Below are 20,925 nucleotides of genomic sequence, written 5' to 3'. Positions count from 1 at the left end.
GGGCAGGTCGTGGTGAAGCAGAACAGATCAACGCGAGGGCGGCCGATTGTCGCCCTCGCGCTTCAGAAAACACGCAGTGCATTCGTGAATGTCGCAATGATCAGTGCGGTTACCAACCTGCTCATGCTGGTCGGGCCGCTGTTCATGATGCAGGTCTATGACCGCGTGTTGACCAGCCGAAGCGTGCCGACCTTGGTGGCACTATCTGGTCTGGCTATTGGCCTGTACCTTTTCCTCGGGTTGCTGGAAGTCCTGCGTGCACGACTCCTCACCCAGATCGGACAGCGTGTCGAAGAAGAGCTTGGAAGCCAGACCTTTGGAGCGGTCCTCTCCTTGCCTTTGAGGATGTCGAAAAAAGAAGCCATTTCACAGCCACTGCGAGACCTGGACCAAATTCGCCAATTCATGGGCGGGGCCGGGCCTATCGCAATCTGCGACATGCCCTGGTTGCCTTTCTATCTGGTGATCTTGTTTCTGTTTCATCCGTATCTCGGCTGGCTGGCGGTCGGCGGTGCCCTGTTCCTGATTGGGCTGACGCTGATCAACGAGTTGGTTTTGCGTGATCCGACCCGCCGGCTTGCGAAACTTGCCAATGCGCGAAGCGAATTCATCGAGGCCGGTCGTCATAATGCCGAAGCACTCTATGCCATGGGTATGCGCCAGAGCTATGCCAACCGATGGGCCGGCACCAATCGCACCTATATCGAAGAACAGCGTCGGACGAGCGATACGACAAGCGGCTTTGCCACTGTCTCGAAGATATTCCGCCTTGCTCTGCAATCCGCGGTCTTAGCTCTTGGAGCCTGGCTTGCGATCCAGCAGCTGGCATCGCCCGGTGCGATGATCGCATCCTCCATTCTGACGTCGCGCGCACTGGCGCCGATCGAACAGGCGATCGCCCATTGGCGTGGTTTCGTGCACGCCAGACAGGCGACAGGGCGCCTTAAACAATTGCTAGAACAGCTTGGATCGAAACCCGACCCAATGCCGCTTCCAGCGCCGACCAAGTCGCTGGCGATCGCAGATTTGGCTATCGCGCCCCCAGGGGCCCTGGCTCCGATGGTACATTCGGTTTCCTTCAGCCTGACTGCCGGCCAGGCTGTCGGCATTATCGGACCGAGTGGTTCCGGAAAATCGACTTTGGCCCGTGCATTGGTTGGCATCTGGCCGCCCGCAAGAGGTTCTGTGCGGCTGGATGGTGCAGAGATCGACCAATGGGATCCCGATGCCCTCGGCCAATCGATCGGCTACCTCCCACAGGGCGTTGATCTCTTTGATGGCACTATTGCCGAAAACATCGGTCGGTTCAGGCAGGATGCGAAACCCGAGGACATCATCGAGGCCGCGCGATTGGCCGGCGTCCATGACCTGATTCTGTCTCTTCCGGATGGATACGACACACAGATTGGGACGTCAGGAGCGATCCTCTCCGCCGGACAGCGCCAGCGCGTCGGGTTAGCCCGTGCGCTGTTCGGAAATCCCTTCCTCGTTGTTCTCGACGAGCCGAATGCTAGCCTGGATGCCGAGGGAGAGAATGCCCTCACAAATGCCATTACGACAATGCGGCAGAAAGGATCGATTGTAGTCGTTATCGCGCATCGTCCCAATGCGCTCGCAGCTGTCGACCACGCGCTTGTTCTTGCACAAGGCAAGGTGATGGCGTTTGGACCCCGCGACGAGGTCCTGCGCAAAACCACTATGCGTGCTGTCGGAGAAAAAGCATGAATGCTCAGACGCCAAGTGTGGCGGAACATTCAATCCGAAAGATTTCGCGTCTCGCGCTCTTTGCCTGTGTCGCTCTTGTGGTCGGCGCCGGCGGATGGGCTGCGACAGCCGAGCTTTCCGGCGCGGTCATCGGGACCGGCACAATCGTTGTCGATGGCAACGTCAAGCGCGTCCAGCACAAAGAAGGCGGTATTGTTGGTGAAATTCTCGTTCGCAATGGAACGAGAGTGGAGGCCGGCGATGTCCTCATCAGGCTCGACGATACGCTCCCACAGGCAAATCTGGCGATTGTTGCCAGCCAGATCGATCAGATGACGGCACGTCGCCTGCGCCTGATCGCCGAGCGGGACGATCAGAAAAGCATGCAACCGCCTTTATCGGGATCCGAGTTACGGCAGGATGGTGGCGAATATTTTGCCGCGGAAGAGGCACTGTTTCGGGCAAGAAGGCGAACCGTCGACGGGCAGAAATCGCAGCTCCGGGAGCAGATCGGTCAGCTCGGTCAGGAAACCCGCGGCCTGATCGTGCGACGAGATGCAAAATCCGAAGAGCTGGACTGGATCGAACAGGAACTGACGCGCGTGCGCAGTTTGACCAGCCAAGGCCTCGTCCAGTTCACCAGACTGTCAGAACTTCAACGTGAAAAGGCTCAGCTCGAAGGAGAGCGTGGTCAGTTCATAACCGAAATCGCCCGCGCATCGATACGAGTGACCGAGACCGAGCTTCAGATCCTGCAGGTCGATGAGGATCGGCGAACAGAGGTTCTGACCGAATTGCGCGATGTAGAAAACAAGCTCGCCGAGCTGGCGCAACAACGTGTTACCGCAGAAGACGAGCTCAGCCGCATCAATATCCTATCACCGCAAAAGGGTGTTGTTCACGAGCTTGCCGTTCATACAGTCGGCGGCGTCATCCCATCTGGTGAAACCGTGATGCTGATCGTGCCGACCCAGGACGAGTTGGTGGTCGAGGCCCGCCTTCAGCCGTCCGACATCGACCAGATTGCGACCGGGCAACCGGTAACGCTGCGGTTTTCGGCGTTCAACCAGCGAACAACGCCGGAATTGTTTGGAAGCGTCACGACCGTCGCGGCCGATCTCGTTTCTAACCCTCAGACCGGCGAGTCCTGGTACACAGCGCGCGTCCATATCCCACAGGAAGAACTGCGCCGCCTCGGCAAGATCACGCTGGTCGCGGGGATGCCGGTGGAAGCCTTCATTCAGACCGGTGATCGCTCCGCACTGTCCTATCTCGTAAAGCCACTCGCGGATCAAATCGCGAGAGCAATGCGCGAAGAATAGACCGCGTCAGAGTTCTCTAAAATGGCCTTTCAAGTCAATGCGTTAGGAGATCCTCGGAATCGTAACACTCTGATTTTCCGCGTCGATCATGTTCTGGATCGACTGTTCGATTCCCTTCAAGAGCGTATCTGCCGTCTCGCCCTTAGGTTAATTGTCGAAGAGTCGGTGCTGTACATCCGGGGTCCAGTTCAGCGTCGGTTTGGTCGACTTCAGCTACATGACCGCTTCTCATTGTTTCATTAGGTGCAATCAATTCGATACTATTATCTCAATTGTGAGCGTGACCTGCTGACGGCAATATCGCTGCTGTCAGACGAGCTACGGCCGCCCAGGTTTGCGTCGTCTCGCATCACCCTCATGCGCGATTAGCGCTGCCTATGACTGGAAACGAACATGACGAGTACCCGGATCAAAAAGAAAATCGCAAACCACGGCGTCGCCTGGGAACAGGCTTTCGGATACGTGCAAGCCGTACAAGTGAAGGATACGATCTACATCTCCGGACAGTTGAGCCATGACGGCGATGGCAAGCTTATTGCGCCCGCCGCCCTTGATGCCGCAGGTCGGCCAATCGACTTCAACCAGATGGAAGATCAGATCCGCCAGACATACGTCAATGCCAAGAAGCTGCTAGCCGAGTTCGGTGCCACTCTTGAGGACGTTGTCGAAGAGACGCTTTTTGTCCTCGACGTTCCAAGCGCATTCGCAGCCGGATCCAAGGTCCGCAAGGAAATGTACGGCACGGACACGCCGCCTGTTGCCAGCAACCTAATCGGTGTGAGCGAATTGGCCTTCCCGGAACAGATCGTCGAGATCACGTTCCGCGCCGTGGTCGACATCCCAGCCGCTCCATAAACCTAATTGTCCCAACGGGAGCCGCCGCGACGAGAACGCTTCGGCGGCTCCATCTTTAAGTGAGTTTCGAAATGTCGAGAACGCGCTCCGGCAGAAAACGGCTACATGGAACCTTGCATCTGACTTCCGATCTTGTCGCTAAAACGCTGCGGGTTGTTGAAGAAGAAGGTCCAGAGCCGAACTGGACGCCCGTCTCGCCCGGTCAGCTCGACGAACTCGTCAAACGGGTAGAGGAAGAAGCTGGTGATGAAGAAATCTGGGTGTTCGCTTATGGCTCCCTGATGTGGAACCCCGGCTTCGAGGTGGCGGCAAGTGAGGATGCCGTCGCGTTCGGCTGGCACCGTGCGTTTTCGCTGAGGATCGAACGTCTGCGTGCCACGTCGGATGCACCGGGTCTCATGCTGGCGCTTCAGCCAGGAGGAAGCTGCTCCGGCCTTATTCTCAGACTTCCATGCTCGACGAAGAAACAGGACCTGCGTACGCTGCTGGCCCGCGAGATCCGGTATGCCGAAGTATGCGATATGGTGCGCTGGGTTACAGTCAAGACACCGAAAGGCACACGTCGGGCGTTGACGTTTTGGGCGAGCCCAAAACAGTCTCTGCTAACGGACAAGGTGCCGCTTGATGAGGCTGCCCACCTTATTGCCCAGGCATGCGGGCCCGCTGGATCCTGCGCGGAGTACCTGCATCGGACGGTGATCGATCTGGCAGAACGCAGGATCTTCGACCGAAACCTGTGGCAGTTGCAGAAACTGGTAGCGGAAAAGCTGCAAGCCCTTCCGTCGCGGGATTGATCCGACGTGAGCGGCACCGCTTCTCGTCAGTCCAGCATGACCATGTGCACCGCCACCTGTTCTTCGAAGAATTTCGAGAACGACGCGATGCGGGGCGGCAGCGCCTGATAGGGTGGATAGAAAAGTGTCAGCCAAAGATCAGGCGGCGCCCATCCTTTGAAGACGTGGACGAGGCGACCAGCCCTGATATGGTCCGCGATATTGAATCCTGGCAGAAGGGCCACGCCCGCTCCGTCGGCTGCCATGTCCGCGAGAACCTCACCGCTGTTGGCACTGAAGGCTCGTCCCGCCGAAATGGTCATGCTCGATCCGCCATCGGACAGGACCCAGTTCTCGCGTCGGCTTTCCCCGCTATAGGCAAGGCAGTCGTCTGGCTTCAGCTCGTTCGGGTGCTGCATATCAGCGAACCGGGTACCGGGTGCAGCCACCAGGATGCGTGGCACCTTTCGAATCTTCCGCCAGATCGTGAATTTGTCCGAAGGCTGGGATGAGATCCGGATCGCAAGATCATAGTCGTCGTCGACGATGTTCACCAAGCCATCAGACAAGGAGATCTCGAAGCTCATCTTCGGGTAGCGTTCCTTGAAACCCGACAGGATCGGCGGGAGCACCGTCTTGCCAAACCAGGTTGGAGCACTGATCCGCAGGCGTCCTTCGTCCGCCTTATGTGCATTCATGACATCACGTCGAGCTTCTTCGAGCGTTTTCACAGCCGGTTGGATCTGTGCGGCGAAGATTGCACCATCGGTTGTCAGTGAAACCTGCCTTGTTGTGCGGACAAAGAGCTGCACGCCAAGTTCCGCCTCCAAAGCTGCGATCGCGCGCGTGACGGCGGCTGGTGTCATGTCCAGTTCGCGGGCGACCTGAGCGAAGTTTCGCTTCTCGGCAGCGAGCAAAAAAGTTCGGAGAGCTTTATAATCGTTCATGTGACTGTTTCACTGGCTGCAATTCATTCTCAATGAATATTGCAGTTTTACGCGCCCATCAACTGGCTTATCTTTCCATCAACATCGGAACTCAACACCAATTGAAAGGCAACGTGGGTGAAGAAGATGGGAGCTGCCGTCATCACCTTCTCCGCGGGCTGTGGCATCGGAGCCGCCGGGTTCATGTTCGCGCCTGTTCTGGCGTTCGGCCTGCCAGTCATTCTCGCGATCGTCGTGCTGTTCGCAAGCAGTGCAGGCGCCGAATCCTGAACCCGCCAATCGTTGTGTAACTGAACATTCGTCTCGAAAGGACACGCATATGGATATCGGCCACGATGCAGGCGGTCTCTCCAATCTGATTGCCCCTGTCCTCAAACCTATGGCGATCGGCCTAGAATTCTTCGGCGTTGGCGTGATCCTGCTGGGTGTCGTCATCGCAACAATTTCCTACGGGCGCGACCTCTTCTCGGTCGGTAGCCGGGAAGCCTACGAGCAATACCGTGCCAATCTCGGTCGTGGGATCCTGCTTGGACTGGAAATCCTGATCGGCGCAGACATCATTGCAACGATCATTTCACCCCTGACCTGGGAGAGCGTAGGTCTTCTCGGTCTGATCGTTCTTATCCGGACGTTCCTGAGCTTCTCCCTGGAAGCCGAGATCGACGGCCAGTGGCCATGGACCAAGAACGCGAAACCGACAGGACACTCGCGCTGATCGGCGTGATTGAACCCCTTTGCATTTGATTGGAATAAGCCATGACAAAATCTCTTGAATTCGGCCTCGACACATTCGGCGACGTAACAATCGGAACCGACGGTGAGCTGCTGACCCAGCCTCCGCAACGTCGTTGAGGAGGCGGGTCTCGCCGACCAGCACGGCATCGATTTCTTTGGGGTCGGCGAACACCATCGCAAGGATTTTGCGGTGTCTGCTCCGGAGGTCGTTCTGGCTGCTATTGCAGCCCGTACCGGTCGTATCCGGCTTGGCTCGGCCGTCACCGTATTGAGCTCGGACGATCCGATCCGCGTATTCCAGCGGTTCTCGACGCTAGATGCGTTATCGAACGGGCGAGCCGAGGCCATTCTTGGGCGAGGCTCCTTCATCGAGTCGTTCCCGCTTTTCGGCTACGACCTTCCGAAATACGAAGAGTTGTTCGAAGACAAACTTGATCTTTTTTCCGAGATCGTCTCGAACGAGCTCGTCAACTATTCCGGAGAATGGCGTGCGCCTCTCGAAGATCAGCGTATATACCCTCCTATCGCGGAAGGGCGGCTCAAGACCTAGATCGGCGTAGGCGGTAGTCCAGAATCCGTCATCCGTGCGGTGCGCCATGACATGAACCTGATGCTGGCGATCATCGGCGGCGATCCGGCCCGATTTGCACCCTATGTGGAACTCTACAAGAAAGCCTCCGAACAGGCCGGAAGAACGCCGGGTGATATCGGAGTCCATTCGCCGGGCTATATTGCCGAAAGCGACGAGCAGGCGCGCCGCGACCTATTCCCGCATTTCAAGAAAATTCGTGATCGTTTGGGCAAAGAGCGCGGTTGGCCGCCTGTAACGGAGAGGGATTTCGAACACGAGATCGCGCATGGTTCGCTTTATGCTGGCTCTCCGCAGACTGTTGCCGACAAAATTGCCAAAACTGTTCAGACGCTTGGGATCTCACGCTTTCAGATGAAATATTCGGCGGGACCGATGGAGCATGAGAAGCTAATGCGGAGTATCGAATTATATGGATCCCGTGTTATCCCCCGCGTCCGTGATAATTTGTCGTCGCTCCTGGCCAACTCTCAAAACAAAAGATGAAGAGGCTGGCTGGAGGCTAAAGCCACGAGGCGATGGCGGACGTCATGTCACTGATTTATCTCGTGACCGAAATCAGGGTCGACGGTTCGAGTCTCATCAAGACCGTATGAACCGGCCGATATTGGGAGGGGCGCGCCAGCGCACAGCACGCCTCCGGCAAAGACCACTGACCAGAAAACCTGCTCGCAAAATACCGGGCTTGTTTCCTTTCCGTCAGGACTCCGACTGGAGGCGAAGCAGTGAAGTCTCCCACTATCGCCTCTTGACATATCGCAAGGCTGTCATGCTAATACGTATTAGCGCTAATACGCATTAGCAGATATTTGATGCTTGGGAGGGCATCGCGTGACTGGCCAAAAGCGACTGACCCAAAACGATATCGCGAAGCTTGCCGGCGTCAGCCAGGCTACGGTCTCGCTTGTGCTCAACGGGGCGCCTACCGCGCTGGCACGTATTCCTGCCGAGACCCGCGACCGGGTCCAAGCCGTCATCCGCACGACCGGTTATGTCGCCGACCCGATCGCGAGGCGGATGGCGAAGGGGCTGAACCGCATCCTCGGCGTCTTCACCTACGAGCCGGCTTTTCCGAGCGCGCAGGCAGACTTTTTCACACCCTTTCTGCTCGGCATCGAAGAGGAGGCGCAGCAGCAGAACTACGATCTCCTGCTCCTGACGAGCGCCGGTGTCGGCAATAACCGCAAAATATTCTCCGAGAACAACCGGCTCCGCATCGCCGACGGCTGCCTCGTGCTCGGCCGGGAATTCGACCGCAAGGAACTCGCCCGGCTGGTGGCGGAGGATTACCCTTTCGTGGCGATCGGCCGTCGTGACGATGCCGGCGGGCCGGTTCCCTATGTCGGTGGCGACTATGCGGCCGGCACCCGGCAACTCGTCGAAAAGGCCGTTTCGCTCGCCCATTCGAAGCTAGCCTATGTGGGTCCGGAAGGACCGGCGGAATCCATTGCCGATCGCTGGCGGGGTTTCGGTTCTGCGCTAGGTGAGGGCGCGGAGCTTGCCCTGCATGTTGATGCCGTCAACAGTCCGGCGGACGAGATCCTCGATGGGATACTCTCGAGCGGTGCGACTGTCGCCTTCTTCATCGAGCTGGCTGATGCCGTTCGCGTCGAAGCACTCGCACGCGAACGCGGGCTCTCGGTACCCCGGGACTTCTCGATGATCGTGCTTGGCAGCCATATCCGCGCGGGACGCAGCCCGGTGCGCTTCACGTCCTACGAAATTCCCCGCGAGGAGATGGGACGGCAGGCAACGGCGATGCTGGTCAACCGCATCGAGACCGGCAGCCTCGGCAGCCAGATTCTTCTCACCTGTGAGCCCGTCGCGGGCGAAACACTGGGGCCATGCCCTACGGATCCCGCGAAGAAACGCCAATCAACGAAACGGATGTGATGACGTGAAAGAGTTGCAAGCAGATATTCTCGTGGTAGGCGGCGGCCTGGGTGGCGTGGCAGCAGCATTGGGCGCAGCACGCGCCGGCAAGCGCGTCATCATGACGGAGGAATTCGACTGGATCGGCGGGCAGCTGACCAGTCAGGCGGTCCCCTCCGACGAGCATACCTGGGTCGAGCAGTTCGGCATCACGCGGTCCTATCGCAAACTGCGCAGCGGTGTTCGGCAGTATTATCGTGACCACTATCCGCTGACCGAAGGCGCTCGCGCCTGGGGTGACCTCAATCCCGGAGGTGGCTGGGTCAGCCGCATCTGCGCCGAACCGCGCGTCAGCCTGGCGGTGATGGAAAGCATGCTGATGCCCTATATCGGTGCCGGCCGGCTGACGGTGCTGAAACCCTACCGGCCGGTTGCCGCGGATGTCGAGGGCGATACGGTTCGCTCGATTACGGTCCGCCACCGCGATATGGATGCCGAGATCGTCATTTCCGCCGACTACGTTCTCGATGCGACCGAACTCGGCGATCTTCTGCCGATGACGGGTACGGAATACGCCAAAGGCTTCGAGGCGCAGTCCGACACAGGCGAACCAAGTGCGCCGGCAGAAGCCCAGCCGGACAATGTTCAGGCGGTCTCGATCTGCTTTGCGATCGATCATGTCGATGGCGACCAGACGATCGACAAGCCGGAAAACTATGACTATTGGCGCAAGTACCAGCCGCATTTCTGGGGTGGGCCGCTGCTCGGCCTGACGGCGCCGCATCCGCGCACGCTGGAGCATACGACACGCTCGTTCACGCCGAACCCGGATGATGATCCGCTTCTCGTCGATGCAGACCAGCGCAAGGGCGGCGGCGATGAAAACCTCTGGATCTTCCGCCGCATCGCCGCACGCCGGAACTTTGCGCCGGGTTTCTATCAGTCCGACATCTGCCTCGTGAACTGGCCGATGATCGACTACATGGACGGCACCATCATCGACGTCCCGGACGAAGAAAAGGCGCAGCATCTGAAATCGGCGGCTGGCCTTTCCTATTCTGTTTTCTACTGGCTGCAGACGGAAGCACCGCGTCTTGATGGGGGGCAGGGTTACCGAGGCCTGCGTCTGCGTGGTGATATCACAGGCACCGAACATGGCCTCGCCATGGCGCCCTATATCCGCGAAGGCCGGCGTATCAAGCCGGTGACGCGGATCGTCGAGCAGGACCTGTCCTTTACCGTCCGCGGGAAAAAGGGCGCGATGCGGTATCGCGACAGCATCGGCATCGGCATGTACCGCATCGACCTGCATCCCTCGACAGGCGGCGACAACTATGTCGACGTGCCATCCTGCCCGTTCGAGATCCCGCTCGGTGCGTTGCTGCCGCAACGGATGAAGAACCTTATTCCCGCCGGCAAGAATATAGGCACGACGCATATCACCAACGGTTGCTACCGCCTGCACCCGGTCGAATGGAATGTCGGCGAGGTGGCCGGCATGCTGGCGGCCTGGTGCCTGGAGAAGGGACTGACGCCGCATCAGGTGCAGGAAGCCGACAGTCATCTGGCGGAATTCCAGGCGGCACTGACCCGTGAAGGCATCGAGTTCCGCTGGCCGGAGATCGCCGCTTACTGATTTTTGATCGAACCCATCTTTGGAGGAGGACTGGGAATGCTTTATCAAAGGACTTTGAAATCGACCGCCTGCGTGCTGGCGATCCTCGGATCGCTTGCGCTGGGCGGAACTGCCCAGGCGCAGGATGCGGTCAATCTTCGGATGACCATCTGGAGCGCCAATGAAGCACATTTGAAGCTGTTCAACGAGATCGCCGCGGGCTTCAAGAAGGATCATCCGAATGTCAGCGTCACCTACGAGTCGCTGCCGTTTGAGACTTATACGACAGCGCTGACGACCCAGATCGCCGGTGGCAACGCGCCCGACATGGCGTGGATCTTCGAGACTTCGGCCTATGATTTCGTCAAGTCCGGTGCGCTTTATCCGCTGACCGACACATTGAAGGCGGCAGAAGGCTATAATCTCGAAGAAGTCGGTACCGGGGCCACCGAACGCTGGACTGAAGACGGCAAGCTCTACGCCTACCCGTTTTCGACTTCGCCGTTCGCCGTTTTCGTCAACACCGACCTGATCAAGGCTGCGGGCGCCAAAACACCGGCCGAGATGATCGCTGCAGGCGAATGGACCTGGGACAACGCGATCGAAACGGCCGCCGCCGTTGCCAAATCCGGCAAGGGCGGGCTGGTCGTGCGCGACTTCAACTATCAGGCATGGCAATACCTTACCTCTGTATGGAACGGCTGGGGCGCATCGCCTTGGAGCGAAGATGGCAAGACCTGCACCATGGCCGACAAGCCGATGGCGGATGCGCTGACCTTCATCCACGACGCCGTGTTCACCAAGAAGGCGATCCCCGGCCCGGGCGAGACAGTCGATTTTTTCGCCGGCAATGCGGCGATGACGATCACCCAGATCAGTCGCGCCTCGCTATTGCCTAAAGAAAAGGCGTTCAGCTGGGATCTCGTGCCGCTGCCGAAGGGCTCGGCAGGTGAATATGCACTGATAGGCCAGGCGGGCATCGGCGTCATGCAATCGGGCAAGAATGCCGAAACGGCCGCCGAATTCGTCGCTTACATGACCAATCCGGAAAACTCGGCCAAGCTCAGCCAGTTCTTCCCATCTGCGCGGAAGTCGCTGCTGAAGGCCGATATTCTGAAAAAGACCAATCCCCTGCTCAGCCAGGAACAGATCGAAAAGGTCGTGATTTCAGGCATCGCCACCGGCAAGGTCATGCCTGGCCATACCGGCTTTGCGCAGATCCAGCAGATGGTTCGTTCCAATCTCGACGCCGTGTGGCGGCCGGAGGCGGACGTGCCGGCTACTCTCCAGAAGATCTGCGGCCAGATCGGCCCCTTGCTGAAGCGCTGAAGGAGGTTGTTCATGGCTGTCGCGCGGGAAAACGCCCATCCGGAAGGCCGCTCCTCATCGCCGTTCTGGACGATCGCGCGGCGCGACAGCCTCGCCGGCTTCCTCTTCATCGCGCCGCAACTGATCGGGATCATCGTCTTCGTGCTGATCCCGCTTGGGCTGGTCTTCTGGTATTCGCTGCACGAGTGGAACGTGCTCGCGAACACCTTCACCTATACCGGTGCGCAGAATTACCGGATGCTGATGGAGGACGAGAGCCTTCTCGACGTGCTGGGCGCGACCGCGATCTTTTCCGCCGGGCTGGTGATCTTCAACCTGTCGCTGGCGCTTCTTCTGGCCGTGCTGCTCAACCAGAAACTCGCCGGCATCGCTATCTTCCGCACCCTGTTCTTTTCGCCGGTCGTCGTCTCGCTAGTCGCCTGGACGATCGTCTGGGGTTTTCTTCTGCAGAAAAACGGCGGTATCAACGGCATGCTTCTGACGTTCGGCATCGAAGGTCCTAACTGGCTCAGGGAAGAGACGACCGCGATGATCTCGGTCATCGTCGTGCAGGTGTTCAAGAATGTCGGTTTGAACATGATCCTGTTCCTGGCCGCATTGCAGGGCGTGCCGAAGGAACTCTACGAAGCGGCGCGGATCGATGGCGCGCCGGCCTTCAAGCAGTTCCGCCGCATCACCCTGCCGCTGATCAGCCCGACCATTCTGCTGACCTCGATCATCACCATCGTCGGGTCGCTGCAGGTCTTTGCCCAGATCGCGGTGCTGACCCAGGGCGGGCCGGGCCTCTCGACCACCGTGCTAGTCTACTATCTCTACCAGCAGGCATTCCAGTTTCACTTCTTCGGCTACGGCTCGACGCTGTCCATCCTGCTGTTTGCCACCGTCGCCATCCTGACATTCGCCCAGTGGCAGATGCGCAAGAGGATCGTCTTTTATGAGAGCTGATATTTCCCCGCGCGCAAAAGTGGCGCTCTACGGAGTGATGTGCGTATTGCTCATCCCCTTCGTCTTCCCGACATGGTGGATGGTGACGTCGTCGATAAAGCCGATCAGCGATATCTTCGCCTTCCCGCCGCAACTCGTGCCGCAAAGCTACGACTGGACAACATATTCGAAGGTCTTCGAATTGCAGCCCTTTGTCCGGCAGTACTGGAATTCCGCCTATATCGCGGCGGTGGTGACCGTCGGCACGATGATCATCTCGTCCATGGCGGGTTATGCCTTTGCCCGGATCAGGTTTCCTTACGCGAATGCGATCTTCATGATCGTGCTGCTCGGCCTGCTGATCCCGTCCGAAGTGACGATCGTGCCGCTATTCCAGATGTTTCTGAAGGCCGGCATGGTCAACACTCACTGGCCGCTGATCCTGGTGCCGATCTTCGGCGCGCCCAGCGTATTCGCCACCTTCGTCATGCGACAGTTCTTCGTGACGCTTCCGGCCGAACTGGAAGAGGCCGCTCGCGTCGATGGTCTCGGACGGTTCAAAATCTTCACCAGGATCGCCCTGCCGTTGGCAAAACCTGCACTGGCATCGGTGGCCATTTTCACCTTCCTGCATTCCTGGAATCTGTTCCTCGAGCCTATCGTATTTCTTTCCAGCGCCGAGATGTTCACACTGCCGCAGGCGCTTACCCAATATACCGATGCCTATGGCGGGCCGATGTGGAACATCCAGCTTGCAGCAGCCACCCTGACGGCGCTGCCCGTCCTCATCGTCTTCATTATTGCCCAGAAGCAGTTCGTCGAAGGCCTCGCCCATACCGGCCTCAAGGGCTGAACAACCGGATCATATCATGGCAGACGTCACCCTTTCTAATATCCGCAAGAGCTATGGCGCAGTAAAGACCATTCACGGCGTCGATCTCGACATCGAAGACGGCGAGTTCGTCGTGCTGGTCGGGCCGTCAGGCTGCGGTAAGTCTACACTTCTGAGAATGATCGCCGGTCTGGAAACGATCACCGGCGGTACGCTGAAGATTGGCGGCAGTGTGGTCAACGACCTCGACCCGAAGGACCGCGACATCGCCATGGTGTTCCAGTCCTATGCGCTTTACCCGCATATGACGGTTGCGACCAATATGGGCTTCTCGCTGGAGCACCGCGGTGCGGCAAAGACCGAGATCGCCGAGCGGGTTAACTGGGCGGCCGGCATTCTAGGCCTGACCGATCTCCTCGATCGTTATCCGCGCCAGCTTTCCGGCGGCCAGCGCCAGCGCGTTGCAATGGGCCGTGCTATCGTGCGCAATCCTCAGGTCTTTCTATTCGACGAACCACTCTCCAACCTCGATGCCAAGCTGCGTGTCGTCATGCGCGGCGAAATCAAGGCGCTGCATCAGAAGCTGAAGACGACAACCATCTACGTCACCCATGACCAGGTGGAGGCGATGACCATGGCCGACAGGATCGTCGTGCTGAACGGCGGCAGGGTAGAGCAGATCGGTGCGCCGCTCGATCTCTACGACCGCCCGGCCAACCAGTTCGTTGCGGGTTTCATCGGATCGCCGTCGATGAATTTTCTCAGGGGCAGGATAACGGAGGCGGGCTTCCAAGCGTCGGGCGTGATTTTACCCCTGCCTAAGTCGATACACAGCGAGATTGGGCAGGCTGCCGTTTACGGTATTCGTCCCGAACACTTTCGATTGTCTGACCATCCCAGCCACACGAGTGTTACTGCCGAAATCGTGCTCATCGAGCCGATGGGGCCTGAAACGCAAGTGACGATGAAGTTGGGAGAAACTCAGGTAACCGGTGTCTTCCGTGAGCGGATCAATGGAGCGCCTGGCGAGGTGATGCAGGTCTCACCGAAGGTCGGCTCCATTCACCTGTTTTCTGAGACCGGTGATACCCGCCTCAACTAATGATGCGCTCATACCGCGATTTGAACTATGAGTGCAAAGCGAACTCGCAGACGCGTCATAGAGCTATCGGTCATTTTCGTGGAATGAGCGGTTTCTCAATCGCTTAGGGATAAATAGGTACGGGTCGAAGGTTCAGATCTGCTCAAGAGCGAAACCCAGTGAGATTTTCCTGATATATGTTCAATCAGGAAAGACCGTACCAAGCACCGCGGCCCGCACCGTGGAGGACGAGGTGCCCTTGATCGACGAGTGCCTTGAGGTGATCCTTGATAGTGCAACGGCTCGCATCTGAGATCCTGGCAGCCTCCGCGACCGTAATTCGCCATGCTCGCGCGCCAATTCAAGCAATGTGACGGATAGTTCCCGCATGTCCGCGAGGATGATGCGCTCGCGCTCCATTTTCTTCTCAAGTCGGGTCTTCTGCCGATGCAGGGCTCTAAAAAGAACTCGATCCAAGGATTCCAGTCGGGCTCTGGATTTCGGATCGTTCCCTGAGTACGCCAGAGCGAGATGTAATAACTCTCCTTGCTGTGCTCTACGATGCTTTCGAGCGAGCTGTATGGGACGTAAGCGTAGCCAGCCCGCAGTAGCATCAAGGTGGTCAGAATACGCGAAAGGCGGCCATTGCCATCCTGAAATGGATGGATCTCGAGGAATACGACAACGAAGATCGCGACGACCAAAAGTGGATGAGGCCGCTTTTCTCGACCTTGCTCGTCCAGCCAGGCGAGAAGTTCTTCCATTCGGCGCCGTGTCGAACGGCGATGCCGTTTCGAAAACAATGCCAGGCTCTCGCCTTCTTCGTTGAAGGCTTCCACGTTGTTGGAGAGGTTTTTGCAGGCGCCGCGATGCCGCTCATCCTTGGTCGAATGTGCAAGAAGGTCGTGGTGGAGCTGACGGATATGACTCTCGGTGAACGAGATAGCTTCGTAAGCAGTGAAGATGGTTTCCATCACTCCTGCATAGCCGGCAACCTCTTGTTCGTCGCGCGTCGTAAACGACCCCAGGCGAATGTTTGCCAGCAACTTTCGCTTGATGAATCACAGCTGTTGCTCCAGCCACCAGGACGGCCCGCAGAGCTTCGAGAACTCCGGCCCGAATGCCCAGATCAGCGGCCCGTGGTGGGCCGGGGTGGTTCTGACTGATGTCGCCTAAACCAAACTTTCCACCGGATGTGCCGACCGGATCGCTATAGACGAGAGGGAAGTCCGTGTGAGAAATCACATTCCAATTGTCGTTCAGCGCGAAGGGTATGACAGGTTCGATGTCCAACGTTGCCTGATAGGTATCGCCATCGCCCCAACGGCCGACATCGAAATCCGAGCGCACCGGTACGCTGATCATGAAGGACGCAGGGTTTGAGACTTTTCGGGCTAGCTCGTCAACGTCTTCTTCGGCAAAATGCGGAGATTTGGGGCAAGAAGAACTAAAAAGGCTGCGAATGATCTCATGACATGGCTCCGTCAGTGGAAGCAGGCTGTCACCCATTGCGCGCCGTCGTAAGTACGCAACTGTAAATGAGCACGTAAAATATCCATAAATGTGGAGGTGCACGGAACTGAAGGCGTTGGCACAAATCGCCCGCGTCTCGTCCAACAATCGAGACAAATGAATTTAGCGAATCCGAACGATCTGACCGATTGCCGAGGTTTAATGGCTTAGCAAATCTCGTCGACGGGTCGATCGTTCATTCCCCTTTCAAGAGCGTGCAATAGGCCGCTTGGCAATGGCGTGGATCTGAGTTGTGATCTTTGTTCAACTGTGGATTTGCGATGAATTCGGCCATGCAGCGGACAACCGAAGCCGTCCCGTTGGCGCGTGTACCAGTTGATCCACTAAAGCCAGCCCAGCTGGAACGGGTTGTCAAAGACGATCTGCGTAGGAGGTGATGCGGGCCACGATCTCTTTCAGGGTGGGCCGGCCATGATAATAGAGCGCCGACGTCCGCTCGTACGCGCGCTCGTAAAGTCCGAACGTCTCTGGGTCGGATAGGCTGAACGCGGGATTGCTGCCGATTTCCTGATTGTCGGCCTTCGGGAAGCGCTTCTGCTTGTGGGCACCATACGCGTCCGAGCCGAGAAAAGCTTGCACGTCCGGTCGGTCTAGCAGGCAGTAGACGTCGTAGTAATGCCGGAGGAAATTGGCGGGAAACTGGCCCGTTTCCTGCTGCTTGCGATATTTGGTGGAGATGGTCTGGAGCTTCTCGACCAGCGTGTAGCCGGGCTCGTAGCAGGGAACGGCCAGTGCGCGATTATCAATCAGCTCGACGCGCGATGTAGCGTAATCATAAGCCCAGGAGCTGATATCCTTGTCTATATTGGGAGTCACCGTGTCGAAACCGGCTTCGAGCAATACGCCGTTCTTCAGATCCGATATCGTGCCGGTCGTCTCTGGGTAGGAGAGGCGGATGCCGCCGCTGCGATACGTCTCGTTGTCGAATTCGGTATCGCGCTCGATCTTTTGGATACCGTCGATCGTGATCGTCTTGGCCAACCAGTCGTAAAAGGCCTTCCGGCTTTCACGATGCGCCGCCTTGTCGTGATTAGGGCCGGTTTTTACTTCCATCGCCTTCGGCGGTTCGATACGGATATCGATATCCTCCGAGAAGCGGTTGATGATGCGGTATCCTTTCGAAAGCGAGGTGCCGCCCTTCAGCTCGAACGCCATATCCAACTGCTGCAGGCCGTACAGGCAATGCATGATCCAGTAGTCTTTTTCGACCAGCACCGGCTGCACCTTCATCTGGTCAGCGACGATGCGCAGCAGGGAAGCAAAATCCTTGTGCCTATGGAGGAAATCAGCTGGCATGCGTATCCGCGGCGAGGGTGTTGAAGAATTTCCGCGTGCGCACCATACCGTATTCCTTGGCGGCACGGGTGAGGGCGGTGCGATTAGCTTGCAGGGCACGTTCCTTCACGCGGGCCAGCACGTGATCGCGGTCCTCGGCCAGCTGGTCGAGATTGTTGACCAGATCGACCAGTAGGAATTCTTTGGTCAGGGCTTTGGGGAAGGCCGGCTTTTTGCGGAACTCGAACTCGCGGCCGCCCAGCATGAAGTTGCCGTGGCGCTTATGGTTATAGACGACGGTCTTGTTATAGAGCTGCGTCGCGCCGACACCCAGGCTGTTATAGGCATTGGGCGAGGTGACGAGGTAACGGTCATCCTTCAGGAAAGCCTCGACGAGCGCGTCATCCTCGGGGGGGGGGGTGCCGAACGCGGTCTGCTTCGGCCGGTGATAGATGCCGGTTGATAGCTTGGTCAGATATCCTTCTGCCAGCAGCTGCTGAAGATGCCGATCAACAGACGACGACCATTGTGCGAGATCCTCCCGACGATAGACCTTGCCGGACCGCAGATGCTTTTTCAATTCCTGTAACTTCGTCATGGGATAGCTCCTGCACTCACTATAACGACATATCGTCGTGAATGCAATTTTTTCCAAATGTCATGCAAAGTGTTGCAGGTAGGTGGAGTATATATAACTGAGGTAATTGAATTAAATAGGTGTTTTCGAAACTTTTTATTACTCGCATATCGAAATTTTCGGAACTGGCTCGCCCTTCGGAAGGTCATGGACGGCTATCAGCAGCTAAGTAGCTGTCCGGATGGAAAATTCTAATCGGAACAAATCCGCTGAACCGCGGGCCGTCGGTTCATGTCCCATCAAGACCTTAATCTCAGACGACCGTCGCAAAGGATTGCGCCGGTCGACCGTTTCCGAGATTTAGGTTCGGACAAATGCCAGAAGATCGGCGTTTAGTACATCGGCATTGATGGTCAGCATGCCGTGCGAGAAGCCGGGATAGGTCTTCAGCGTGCCGTTCTTCAGAAGTTTGACCGCCTTAAGTGCCGAATCCGCGATCGGAACGATCTGGTCGTCTTCGCCATGCAGGACCAGCGTCGGAACGGTGATCGTCTTCAGGTCTTCCGTCTGATCGGTTTTCGAGAACGCCTTGATGCCATCGTAGTGAGCCTTCGCGCCGCCCATCATGCCTTGACGCCACCAGTTCTGGATAACGCCTTCCTGCACTTCTGTGCCCTCACGGTTAAAGCCGTAGAAGGGCCCGGCCGGAACGTCGCGGAAGAACTGTGCGCGATTGGCGGCGAGTGCCGAACGGAACCCATCGAACACTTCGATCGGCAGGCCTTCGGGATTGCTTTCCGTCTTCAGCATCAGCGGCGGCACAGCGGAGACGAGGACCGCCTTGGCGACGCGGCCGGCCTTCTGGCCATGCTTGGCGACATAGCACGCAACTTCACCGCCACCGGTGGAGTGACCGATATGGATTGCGTTCTTCAGATCGAGATGCTCGGCGACGGCAAAGGCGTCGGCTGCGTAGTGGTCCATGTCGTGACCTTCCGCCACTTGGGCAGAGCGGCCATGTCCACGACGGTCATGGGCGACGACTCGATAGCCCTTGGAGAGGAAGAACAGCATCTGTGCGTCCCAGTCGTCCGACGACAGCGGCCAGCCGTGATGGAAGACGATCGGCTGGGCATCCTTCGGACCCCAATCCTTGTAGAAGATTTCGACGCCGTCCTTGGTTGTTACAGTGCTCGTGGTCATGTTCGTTGCTCCTTGCATTTGAGTATGGGTTGTATCTTCGGCACTCGCCGGGATCTGTAATCCGGCAAGCGAAACGGCGGCTCCCGCGCCAATCAGTATCCCGCGGCGGGTCGGCCGAGCGCCGGTGCCCTCAAGTGACGTACTCATCTTCATTCTTTCTCGGAAAAGCCAGTTGCTGCCTACTCGATGTGGACAGATGTAATGAATTCGGGCATCAGAGTGAGGTGGCGAAAATGACTTTAAACATGCCGAAAGTGACAATATGGATCGTAAGGTTGATCTCGTTGCCGAAATCGGGCTGCTGATCTATCCGGATTGCCAGCTATCTGCGGTCAATGGACTGACGGACCTCTTCCGCATTGCCAACCAGTGGGCGCCTCAGCAGCGCGAGGTCATGCGGGCGATCCGGGTGTCGCACTGGCAGGTTCAGGATGATGGTGTCGACTGCGTTTGGGACAGCCATCCCGGCAGGGAGCATCGGCTTGGCTATGTCATCGCACCGCCGAGCATCGTCATGCCGGCCGATATGAAGCCGATGCCGACTGCGGCGGCCTGGATGCTGCAGCAGCACGCGTCGGGCGCCACCGCCTGCTCCGTTTGCGCCGGCGCCTTTGTGCTCGCGGAGACCGGCCTGATCAATGGACGACGGGCAACCACCCACTGGGCTTTCAGTGACGAGTTGGCCACCCGCTATCCCAGGGTCGAACTGGCTGCCGAGAAACTGGTGATCGATGATGGTGACATCATGACAGCCGGCGGTTTTCTGGCCTGGACGGATCTCGGCTTGACGCTGGTGGAGCGATTGATGGGGCCTGGCGTCATGCTGGCTACGGCGCGCTTCCTGCTGATCGACCCGCCGCGCCGCAGTCAGGCTCTCTACCGCACCTTCATCCCCAAATTCGATCATGGTGATGCCGCGGTCCTCTCCGTGCAGCACCACATCCATGCGGATCTCGCCACCGCACATGAAATTGCAGAACTGGCGGGGCGCGCCGGGCTGACCGAGCGCACATTCCTGCGGCGTTTCACCAAGGCCACAGGCCTGCGCCCGACGGAGTATCTGCAGCAGGTCAGGGTCATGAAAGCGCGTGACGGACTGGAGACGACCAACCAGCCGATCGAACAGATCGCCTGGAGCGTCGGCTATTCCGATGTGACCGCATTTCGTCGGGTGTTCCACCGGCTGACAAGCCTGCCCCCTGGTCAATATCGCCATAGATTTGGCCCCACTGAGGGACGAGGGCAAGACTATCCCATAAAGCCGCGAAGTCTTCGTCGGCCGGCATAGCCCAACAGTTAAACGGGCTTGAAATACCTCCTGCCAGCTCATGGCGAATATAGCGACCGGTTCGCAGATTTCGTCGCGATCGGTTTCGATTACGCAATCCGGGTCGGCCAACTGCCTGAGTCCAATCTCATCTCGAAGCCCGTAGGCGAGATTCTTGGAAAGCTTGACGCTCGCCCGGCTTACATGAAGCGTGTCGGTTTACAGAACACAACAGGATCGTCACCGTGCAGCCGCAACGGCACTTCAACTCCACCGCGGCGCCGCACTTGCACGCGTGGCGGCGGCAGACTCGGCCTCGCAAAGTTTCCCGACTGCGTCACTCACGAATATCTGGCGCACCGCGCGCTCGTCCCGGCAACGACCCGCTTTCCGTTGCCAGTCGTCACTGTTTATGTCGTAAGGCGTCCAGCCCGCATCCGGCCAGCAAGGTGTGCAACCTAAGCAAGTTCTAGATCGTCTCGTTCGACAAAA

Annotated in this window: 18 protein-coding genes and 1 pseudogene; 14 read left to right on the top strand and 5 right to left on the bottom strand. The window is 58.1% G+C overall.

Annotated elements, in window-relative coordinates; all coding sequences use genetic code 11:
* Positions 1–9: 9 nt before the first annotated feature.
* From MRBLMR1_RS10515 to MRBLMR1_RS10500, 4 genes are all read left to right on the top strand, one after another.
* Entirely contained in the window at positions 10–1,725 is a 1,716-nt protein-coding gene (locus tag MRBLMR1_RS10515; protein WP_500064494.1) for a type I secretion system permease/ATPase, read from the top strand.
* Complete coding sequence (locus MRBLMR1_RS10510) at positions 1,722–3,026, top strand: HlyD family type I secretion periplasmic adaptor subunit (RefSeq protein ID WP_500064492.1); 1,305 nt, start codon at positions 1,722–1,724, stop codon at positions 3,024–3,026. Before MRBLMR1_RS10515 ends, MRBLMR1_RS10510 begins: the two co-directional genes overlap by 4 nt.
* A 393-nt stretch (positions 3,027–3,419) precedes the next feature.
* The gene (locus MRBLMR1_RS10505) at positions 3,420–3,881 is read left to right on the top strand and encodes a RidA family protein (protein ID WP_500064490.1); all 462 of its coding nucleotides are present in this window, start codon (positions 3,420–3,422) and stop codon (positions 3,879–3,881) included.
* Positions 3,882–3,952: 71 nt separating this feature from the next.
* Positions 3,953–4,675: a gamma-glutamylcyclotransferase gene (locus tag MRBLMR1_RS10500; protein ID WP_500064488.1), complete on the top strand. Its 723-nt coding sequence runs from the start codon at positions 3,953–3,955 to the stop codon at positions 4,673–4,675.
* Positions 4,676–4,701: 26 nt separating this feature from the next.
* Here the strand turns inward: MRBLMR1_RS10500 and MRBLMR1_RS10495 are convergent, their stop codons facing one another.
* Complete coding sequence (locus MRBLMR1_RS10495; protein WP_148148743.1) at positions 4,702–5,601, bottom strand: LysR family transcriptional regulator; 900 nt, start codon at positions 5,599–5,601, stop codon at positions 4,702–4,704.
* A 117-nt stretch (positions 5,602–5,718) separates the two neighbouring features.
* Here MRBLMR1_RS10495 and MRBLMR1_RS10490 point away from each other — a divergent pair, with 117 nt between their 5' ends.
* The 9 genes and pseudogenes from MRBLMR1_RS10490 (at position 5,719) to MRBLMR1_RS10450 (ending at position 14,599) form a co-directional block, all read left to right on the top strand.
* Positions 5,719–5,871 (top strand): hypothetical protein, encoded by a 153-nt coding sequence (locus tag MRBLMR1_RS10490; protein WP_183688496.1) that lies wholly within the window; start codon positions 5,719–5,721, stop codon positions 5,869–5,871.
* A gap of 49 nt (positions 5,872–5,920) precedes the next feature.
* Positions 5,921–6,316 (top strand): DUF1622 domain-containing protein, encoded by a 396-nt coding sequence (locus tag MRBLMR1_RS10485; protein ID WP_148148742.1) that lies wholly within the window; start codon positions 5,921–5,923, stop codon positions 6,314–6,316.
* 41 nt (positions 6,317–6,357) lie between these two features.
* Positions 6,358–7,411 (top strand): annotated as a pseudogene (locus MRBLMR1_RS10480) (LLM class flavin-dependent oxidoreductase).
* Between the two features lie 345 nt (positions 7,412–7,756).
* A complete protein-coding gene (locus MRBLMR1_RS10475) occupies positions 7,757–8,818 on the top strand; it encodes a LacI family DNA-binding transcriptional regulator (RefSeq protein ID WP_183688492.1) in 1,062 nt (353 codons plus the stop codon).
* A gap of 4 nt (positions 8,819–8,822) precedes the next feature.
* The gene (locus MRBLMR1_RS10470) at positions 8,823–10,433 is read left to right on the top strand and encodes an FAD-dependent oxidoreductase (RefSeq protein ID WP_183688489.1); all 1,611 of its coding nucleotides are present in this window, start codon (positions 8,823–8,825) and stop codon (positions 10,431–10,433) included.
* A gap of 36 nt (positions 10,434–10,469) precedes the next feature.
* Positions 10,470–11,741, top strand: a complete 1,272-nt coding sequence (locus tag MRBLMR1_RS10465; protein WP_183688487.1) for an ABC transporter substrate-binding protein — start codon at positions 10,470–10,472, stop codon at positions 11,739–11,741.
* 12 nt (positions 11,742–11,753) lie between these two features.
* Positions 11,754–12,686: a carbohydrate ABC transporter permease gene (locus tag MRBLMR1_RS10460; RefSeq protein WP_183688485.1), complete on the top strand. Its 933-nt coding sequence runs from the start codon at positions 11,754–11,756 to the stop codon at positions 12,684–12,686.
* Entirely contained in the window at positions 12,676–13,518 is an 843-nt protein-coding gene (locus MRBLMR1_RS10455) for a carbohydrate ABC transporter permease (RefSeq protein WP_148174173.1), read from the top strand. Before MRBLMR1_RS10460 ends, MRBLMR1_RS10455 begins: the two co-directional genes overlap by 11 nt.
* Positions 13,519–13,534: 16 nt before the next feature.
* Positions 13,535–14,599 (top strand): sn-glycerol-3-phosphate ABC transporter ATP-binding protein UgpC, encoded by a 1,065-nt coding sequence (locus MRBLMR1_RS10450; protein WP_183688483.1) that lies wholly within the window; start codon positions 13,535–13,537, stop codon positions 14,597–14,599.
* Positions 14,600–14,694: 95 nt separating this feature from the next.
* Here the strand turns inward: MRBLMR1_RS10450 and MRBLMR1_RS10445 are convergent, their stop codons facing one another.
* From MRBLMR1_RS10445 to MRBLMR1_RS10430, 4 genes are all read right to left on the bottom strand, one after another.
* Entirely contained in the window at positions 14,695–15,552 is an 858-nt protein-coding gene (locus tag MRBLMR1_RS10445) for a Fic family protein (protein ID WP_500064507.1), read from the bottom strand.
* 910 nt (positions 15,553–16,462) lie between these two features.
* Positions 16,463–17,407, bottom strand: coding sequence for a nucleotidyl transferase AbiEii/AbiGii toxin family protein (locus MRBLMR1_RS10440; protein WP_183687871.1), 945 nt, complete (start codon positions 17,405–17,407; stop codon positions 16,463–16,465).
* The gene (locus MRBLMR1_RS10435; RefSeq protein ID WP_183687869.1) at positions 17,397–17,984 is read right to left on the bottom strand and encodes a DUF6088 family protein; all 588 of its coding nucleotides are present in this window, start codon (positions 17,982–17,984) and stop codon (positions 17,397–17,399) included. The genes MRBLMR1_RS10440 and MRBLMR1_RS10435 overlap by 11 nt, the downstream gene beginning before the upstream one ends.
* Before the next feature lie 339 nt (positions 17,985–18,323).
* On the bottom strand, positions 18,324–19,166 hold the full coding sequence (locus tag MRBLMR1_RS10430) for an alpha/beta fold hydrolase (protein ID WP_500064483.1): 843 nt from the start codon (positions 19,164–19,166) through the stop codon (positions 18,324–18,326).
* Between the two features lie 262 nt (positions 19,167–19,428).
* Here MRBLMR1_RS10430 and MRBLMR1_RS10425 point away from each other — a divergent pair, with 262 nt between their 5' ends.
* On the top strand, positions 19,429–20,454 hold the full coding sequence (locus MRBLMR1_RS10425; protein ID WP_500064481.1) for a GlxA family transcriptional regulator: 1,026 nt from the start codon (positions 19,429–19,431) through the stop codon (positions 20,452–20,454).
* The last annotated feature ends 471 nt before the right edge of the window (positions 20,455–20,925 follow it).

It is taken from the genome of Neorhizobium sp. LMR1-1-1.1, assembly GCF_040675795.1.
Taxonomy (GTDB): Bacteria; Pseudomonadota; Alphaproteobacteria; order Rhizobiales; family Rhizobiaceae; genus Neorhizobium; species Neorhizobium cellulosilyticum.
Note: the sequence above shows the minus strand (reverse complement) of the source record. Positions and strands in the feature narration are given on the sequence as shown.

Coding starts and splice junctions, on each gene's coding strand:
- MRBLMR1_RS10505 (WP_500064490.1), top strand. CDS start 3,420: ATGACGAGTACCCGGATCAAAAAGAAAATCGCAAACCACGGCGTCGCC.
- MRBLMR1_RS10500 (WP_500064488.1), top strand. CDS start 3,953: ATGTCGAGAACGCGCTCCGGCAGAAAACGGCTACATGGAACCTTGCAT.
- MRBLMR1_RS10495 (WP_148148743.1), bottom strand. CDS start 5,601: ATGAACGATTATAAAGCTCTCCGAACTTTTTTGCTCGCTGCCGAGAAG.
- MRBLMR1_RS10450 (WP_183688483.1), top strand. CDS start 13,535: ATGGCAGACGTCACCCTTTCTAATATCCGCAAGAGCTATGGCGCAGTA.
- MRBLMR1_RS10425 (WP_500064481.1), top strand. CDS start 19,429: ATGGATCGTAAGGTTGATCTCGTTGCCGAAATCGGGCTGCTGATCTAT.
- MRBLMR1_RS10430 (WP_500064483.1), bottom strand. CDS start 19,166: ATGACCACGAGCACTGTAACAACCAAGGACGGCGTCGAAATCTTCTAC.
- MRBLMR1_RS10465 (WP_183688487.1), top strand. CDS start 10,470: ATGCTTTATCAAAGGACTTTGAAATCGACCGCCTGCGTGCTGGCGATC.
- MRBLMR1_RS10455 (WP_148174173.1), top strand. CDS start 12,676: ATGAGAGCTGATATTTCCCCGCGCGCAAAAGTGGCGCTCTACGGAGTG.
- MRBLMR1_RS10510 (WP_500064492.1), top strand. CDS start 1,722: ATGAATGCTCAGACGCCAAGTGTGGCGGAACATTCAATCCGAAAGATT.
- MRBLMR1_RS10485 (WP_148148742.1), top strand. CDS start 5,921: ATGGATATCGGCCACGATGCAGGCGGTCTCTCCAATCTGATTGCCCCT.
- MRBLMR1_RS10460 (WP_183688485.1), top strand. CDS start 11,754: ATGGCTGTCGCGCGGGAAAACGCCCATCCGGAAGGCCGCTCCTCATCG.
- MRBLMR1_RS10440 (WP_183687871.1), bottom strand. CDS start 17,407: ATGCCAGCTGATTTCCTCCATAGGCACAAGGATTTTGCTTCCCTGCTG.
- MRBLMR1_RS10435 (WP_183687869.1), bottom strand. CDS start 17,984: ATGACGAAGTTACAGGAATTGAAAAAGCATCTGCGGTCCGGCAAGGTC.
- MRBLMR1_RS10445 (WP_500064507.1), bottom strand. CDS start 15,552: ATGGAAACCATCTTCACTGCTTACGAAGCTATCTCGTTCACCGAGAGT.